Below are 6214 nucleotides of genomic sequence, written 5' to 3'. Positions count from 1 at the left end.
TAATTAATCTTTTAAATAATAAATATATATATATAATTTGCTCCGCAAAAAAAAACTCCGTTTTAAAATCATGCCTCCCTTTTCTAACGCTCCATGCTCTTAGTTTCCTCACGTTTATGCACTTTTTCGAATTCCCCCATGTTTTTTTGCTGTTTCACCTTGTCTATGAAATCTTTGAATAGGCCTTTAAAGGCTCTATCGCCCCCTGCAAACTCTTTTAAAAATCTTTTAGTAGTTTTATATACATTTTGAATTTCAAGCCTTAAATCGCTTATAAGAGCCTTTAAATAACTTACATCTTTTTTCAAATTCCGATTTTCTGCAGAAACTTCCTTCCAATCATCATAAAGCCGATCAACAGCCTCATGAAGCTCTTTATTTTCTTCTCGTAACTGCTTATTCTCTTTCGCTACGTCTGTTGCTTGTAGGCGTTCATAGTCTTGTTTAATTGTGCTTGCAGCTGCAACGACTTCACGCATTCGCTTGTATTCATCAAGACTTATGATGAGATTACCTGTTTCTTTTTGAACAGTTTCACTAGAAAAAAGCCCCTTCTTGACGACCTCCGTGTTTATTTCCTTTTTAGCTTTGATTTTAAATTCCCCTGGAACAACTTCACTCAACGCCAGCATTTCACTTTTCTTATGAGAAAGGTCTTTTTCTAACAAAACAGTTTCATTTTCAAGCTCGCCTAACTGCTCTTTTGTTTTCTTCAGCTTGAATTCTGCTGTTGTTAAATGCTCTCGCTCTGATCCACGTTCACCACGTTCTAAATCAAAGCCTTTTTTCTGTATATGCTTCGGAAATTCATCTTGCAGCCACAACAATTCTTGCCGATTAAATACGTTTTTCCCTTGTAGTTTTCCATCACGCATTGGCACTACACCTACGTGCATATGTGGTGTATGTTCATCTTTGTGCACCGTCGCATAGGCAATATTTTGCGAGCCATATCGTTCACAAAAAAATTCGGCACTTTTCGCAAAGAATTGCGCTTCTTCTTCCGGTGTTAAGCGATCAAAAAAATCTTTGTCCGAAGTCACAATTAACTCATTCACCAATACCGCATCTTTTCTTGTTTTCCTTGTGCCAGTCTTCTGCGATTCAATAATTTCTTTTACTCGCTCGTTATAATTAATGTTTTCTGCATTGATTAAATCATAATTCTCTTTTGTCTTTTCTTTATCGATATCTGGATTCGTTCGGCTCTCTCTTTCTCGCTGATTATGAAACTGGATCCCTTTCAAATCATGCGACTTCATTTTGGCCATTCTCACGACTGCATAACTCAAAATCATCACTCCTTTTTAGCGATATTTCAGGCATGAATTTTCACGTTTCCACGAGATGATTTCAGGTGGGAAAAATCGGCAGTACTTCCATGTAAAGTATAGCACACTATACTTTACGTTCGTAAAGTGTGTGCTCTGCGAGGCTAGTTGGCTACCGCCAAAGCATGCTTCAGCATGCAACAGACCTTGAGGGTTTCGCCCCTCAAACTCCCGACCAAGGGAGCCCCTTGGATGGCATTAGCCTCCGGCAGTTTGAAACCCAGGTTTCAAAACTTCCGGCCCTCGCCGGTAGGCAGGAACAAACTGTGGTTTGTTCAATGCCAAGAGGGTTCGGGTGCAACAAGGTTGTCAATCCAAATTTGCTCCTTATCCTCCCTTCGGTCCGGTACCGCAAATTCGGATTGACAACCGCCTGTATCCCCGTCTCCTCTAACAATCGCTGATCGATCTATGTAATTTTCCTTTGCTTCAGAAACCGATCAAAACCATGCGTTATTTTTTTATAAGTAACAAATTAAAGGCATTTTCAAAATCCATATCGAAAGTATGTATAACATTCCATTCCCCAAAAATAGGGAGGGTTTTAATTTGGAAAAAGAATTATTAACCATGGCACAAATTGCAAAACAATTAAACCTCGCTGAATCTACTGCAAGATTTTACAGAGATCGCTTTGAAGATTTCATCCCATCCATTGGTGAAGGAAGAAAAAAACGATATACACACGAAACAATCGAGGTGTTGCGGTTCATTGCGGAAGGATTCAACCGCAACCTAACCGCAATGGATATCAAAGACGGCTTATCCCGCATGGTTGCAAAGAATATTGAATTTGAAGAAGTAACCGCAACTACAACAGCAGCAACGCAGCAACGACCAGGAAACGAACTAAAACAATACACTTTGCAACTTCAAATCGCACTCGAGCAAATGGGTACAACCATGCAAATCATCGCTAATCAAAAAGAAGAGATTGCGGAATTGCGGAAACATATTGCTGATGTGGAAAATCAACAACAAGAACAACGAGAATACATCAATACCAAACTAGAAGAACGAGATCGGAAACTACTAGAATCAATAAAAGAAATACAAGAAACAAAAAAACAAATCGCAGCCACTCAACAGAGAAAATGGTGGATATTCTGGAAATGAAAAATAGAGTAGCATTTGCTACTCTATTTCGATTAAGCAACGGGAGTGCGGGACACTCCCCAAAAACTTCGGTTTTGACTTGGTAGGAGATTCCTACAACCTTTACAAATATATAGCTGTTATTTGTTGTCGCTTTTTGCTCGAAGATATGGCTTGAAAATTAATGTGTCACTATAGCACAAATTTCTCATGCGTTTCGTTAGTCATTCCACCACATTTAAAATGATACTTTTCTTTTATCTTTCCGAACAATGGAAAACATGTATAGGCTAAATAATAAAATGATTATAACCATTACTGCAAAAGCATATGTATCTTGAATCTTAAACAAGAAAGAATTCAAAGCATTTAATAATCCAACTGACATCATTACTAAGCAAAAGATATTTTTCCTTTTTGATTGATCACCGTTATTTAGATAACTAGCAGAAAGCCAGATAAAGAAAGGTAGGTAACATACAATTGAAAAAGTTAGAATAGCCCATCCAATAAACGTCATAGCACAAACACCTCCTAGAAACCTTCCTTTTTTTATACGATTGAAATTTGAAATTGTTTCAATTTTATTATTCTATAAAATGGTTTCTGGTTGGGGTCTCGCCAGATTTATAATGGGAGCAGTAGGAGCTTAGATAGAAGCAGTAGGAGCTGTCATTACTGCATTAGCAACAGATAAGATGAATGTTTGAAGATAGAAATTAGATTAACCGGGAGATTTAGTGCAAGGATTTATAACGTATGCAAAAAGAAACTAATAAACGTTCCTAAATGCAAGTTAGGTAACAAAACCCCTATTCAATTGAATAGGGGTGATTTTGATTACTTATGAGCATCGTTTCTCTACATATTTTTGCTTTGCTGGAGAAGTTTCGATTCCCCTGTACGTTCCCATTTTTCTACTGTTTCATATGCTTGCTCAGGAGAATATCCCTTTCCGACAAGAACTCCCATTAGAATGAACTCTTGAAGAACGTGTGTCATATTAATTCCTCTCTTAACATCTTCCAAACCTTCATTCAACAAAAATTCCGTATGTTTTATCCATTCATCTGGAGTCTTTCCGAAAAATACGGTGTTCCCATTACCTAAATCTTCTTCCATAGCCATTGCATCTGCTTTCGTCCGATGAACTGTACCATATCGATGGTTTGGCGGAGCATAGATAGAATATAGTTTCAACGGGACATTCCCTATATTTGTAAGGTTATGCCACGTTCCAGCGGGGACGAAAATAGCTGAGTCATCGCAGACTTGCCATTGGAAATTTAAATTATCTTTACTTTTACCCATTTGTGCAATCCCTTGCCCTTGTTCAACGCGTAAAAATTGATCCACATTAGGGTGCATTTCCAAACCAATATCTTCTCCTGGATTTAGACTCATTAATGTGAGTTGCAAATGACTTCCTGTCCATAATGCAGTACGATACGTATTATTTTGTTTGGTAGCTTCATTGATATTTATAACAAATGGGTTTGCCCCAAAATCTTTTAATACATTTCTGTAATCATTATAAAAAGCCCCATAAGAACCAAATGCCAACTCATTAGGAACAGCCCAATAACCAGTAGGATTTCCATGAGTATGATTTGGTAAATTTGCATAATGAGGATATTGATACGTATAAGGCGCGTTGTACATTTTTCTCAATCCCTTCACGTTCATTTATTATTTATAAATTATCTTATGTACGGTAAAAGAAGGGGGTACTTATTGATAGTGCTACAAGGAGTTATAGAGTATACAAAATAAATCTAATAACGTTCCCAAATGTAAGTTTGGCAACATACGAAAAAGCGACAAACACTGTCAAATCAGCGTTTGTCGCTTTTTTAGTGGCACATTGTTTATACACGATTTTATGCAGTTTGATTAAAACCCAGTCATAGCAACGATTTGTGGGCGTTTTGCGTAACGTTGCATGATCGACTTTTATGAATAAAATCCTGTATATTTTTGGTGTTGTAAATCCACGTTAATTTGGCAGCATCACATAAAATTGAGTTATTTTCATGCTACAATAGGCACGCAGCATCTTTATTGGCTGACTCCTTTCAAATTGAAAGGAGGTGCATTACATGCCTGAAATTTCCCGAACAGAAAAGGTGAAGGCTGAACGTAAAAAGAAGCGTGAAGAAGGACTGGTCATCTTTCGTTACGCAGCGGATCTATTCCGATTCGTTGATACCTTGTATCGTCTTATACGCATGATGCTGTAAAAACAAACAAAGACGCTATCCAGTAACTAAAACTGAATAGCGTCTTTGTTTTTTTCTAGACAAATAAAAAACGCTTGGCGGTCAACCAAGCGTTGCACTACATGCGATTCCCGAACAGAATCTTACTATCTTCATTGTATGCCGATAAAGAGCAATCGTCAATGAATTCCTATTAGTATAACCATCATGTAATGGATTCGTTCCGTTTATTTTTACCGTTGCAAAACCACATTATCCTTTTTACTTTATTTCTTCAGGCTCTCTCTCCTCAAGCCAATTATAAAACGGAACTTTTTCCTCATCGTTAACCTTCAATAAATGTTCTAACTGTCCTAAACACTGATTTGCCTCTAAAATTAACATTTCGGCACGTTCTTTTGTAATACAAATAGGCTCTTTTATGTAAAGGTTCATTTCTTCCGATTTTTGCACTATATTAATAGCTTCCTGTCTGTTTGTATCATCTTTTAAATTAATGTAATTAAACATATTCTCGTGTATAACATCTATGATTGTTTTTAATTCTTTGATTTGCTTTTTAGTAGCACTAGCTACCTTTTCACCAGTAGACCAATGAAGGTCGAAGCCTATGATTGCACGTCCTTCTTTTTCTTCTACATACCACACTTCGAATTCTGTATATTTGTTAATTTCTCCAATTGCAACATCAAGAACAGAAGTTTTAAATCTCCCTGTATTATTTTGGTATGTTTTTTTATTCTCGACACCAAATAATTTCATCAGTGCTTCTTTGGATAAAGGTTTATGCCAATAGCCATAATGTGCTTTTAAATAATCGTACAGTGTCCAACTAAATCCACTTTTAAATTGTGATGTAATCGTTAAATCAGTAACTATATACTTCTCTTTTAATTCAAGGATATGAGGAATCATTTTTGGATTCCATTCAAAAGTAAATTTTCCGTTATCATACTCCATGCTCGAAAAGACGTTCCAAAACTTGAATTTAGCATTCTCTAAATCCTCGATTGAAGTTTTTAGGCCCATAATCCTGTCTGAATCCTTATAGGCATCTTCCGTCAAATAGCGAGAAAGACTAAATTTCTTTTCAAAATCAGCTTTGCGGAACTCTGTTTTTCCATCCTGCTGCGTTGAATAGATCGCATAGGCTAACAACTGCATTTGTTGCAATGTTAAACCATGATTTAGTTTCGCCATAGAAAACTCATTGCTCTTTTTTATGCTGTTCTCGTATGAAAAAACTTGCTTTTTTTCATTTTTCCTAGCCATTTAAACATCCTCCCTAAATATGTATTGAACTAAATACATCCCTTTTTATATACTTTGAAAACCTTCATGATTCATTTAATGAATTTATTGTACTTTTATTTTCATCAAGGTACAAATGAAAGGAAGTAAAAAGTTTAATAAAGGGAAGTAAAAAGTTCAATAAAGGGAAGTAAAAAGTTCAATAGACAACCCTAGACCCTTGTAGTTCTAGGGTTCATGACTTGTCCTAAATATAAATAAAGTAATTAATCTTTTAAATAATAAATATATATATATAATTTGCTCCGCAAAAAAAAA

The 6214-nt window shown here is 36.1% G+C and carries 6 protein-coding genes; 2 read left to right on the top strand and 4 right to left on the bottom strand.

Features of this window, described 5'->3' with window-relative positions; all coding sequences use genetic code 11:
* Positions 1-83 precede the first annotated feature (83 nt).
* Complete coding sequence (mobV, locus tag RT445_RS22640) at positions 84-1292, bottom strand: MobV family relaxase (protein ID WP_313471626.1); 1209 nt, start codon at positions 1290-1292, stop codon at positions 84-86.
* A gap of 588 nt (positions 1293-1880) precedes the next feature.
* Between mobV and RT445_RS22635 the strand changes: the two genes are divergently transcribed.
* Entirely contained in the window at positions 1881-2447 is a 567-nt protein-coding gene (locus RT445_RS22635; RefSeq protein WP_313471625.1) for a DUF3967 domain-containing protein, read from the top strand.
* Positions 2448-2664: 217 nt separating this feature from the next.
* Here the strand turns inward: RT445_RS22635 and RT445_RS22630 are convergent, their stop codons facing one another.
* Positions 2665-2946, bottom strand: coding sequence for a hypothetical protein (locus RT445_RS22630; protein ID WP_313471623.1), 282 nt, complete (start codon positions 2944-2946; stop codon positions 2665-2667).
* 341 nt (positions 2947-3287) lie between these two features.
* On the bottom strand, positions 3288-4088 hold the full coding sequence (locus RT445_RS22625) for a cupin domain-containing protein (protein ID WP_313471627.1): 801 nt from the start codon (positions 4086-4088) through the stop codon (positions 3288-3290).
* Positions 4089-4525: 437 nt separating this feature from the next.
* Here RT445_RS22625 and RT445_RS22620 point away from each other — a divergent pair, with 437 nt between their 5' ends.
* Complete coding sequence (locus tag RT445_RS22620) at positions 4526-4666, top strand: hypothetical protein (protein ID WP_313471621.1); 141 nt, start codon at positions 4526-4528, stop codon at positions 4664-4666.
* Between the two features lie 240 nt (positions 4667-4906).
* Here the strand turns inward: RT445_RS22620 and RT445_RS22615 are convergent, their stop codons facing one another.
* A complete protein-coding gene (locus tag RT445_RS22615) occupies positions 4907-5917 on the bottom strand; it encodes a replication initiation protein (protein WP_313471619.1) in 1011 nt (336 codons plus the stop codon).
* Between the last annotated feature and the right edge of the window lie 297 nt (positions 5918-6214).

Origin of the sequence: Lysinibacillus sp. (genome assembly GCF_032093475.1) — a bacterium.
Lineage (GTDB): Bacteria > Bacillota > Bacilli > Bacillales_A > Planococcaceae > Lysinibacillus > Lysinibacillus irui.
This window is presented reverse-complemented; position numbering and strand designations above follow the sequence as displayed.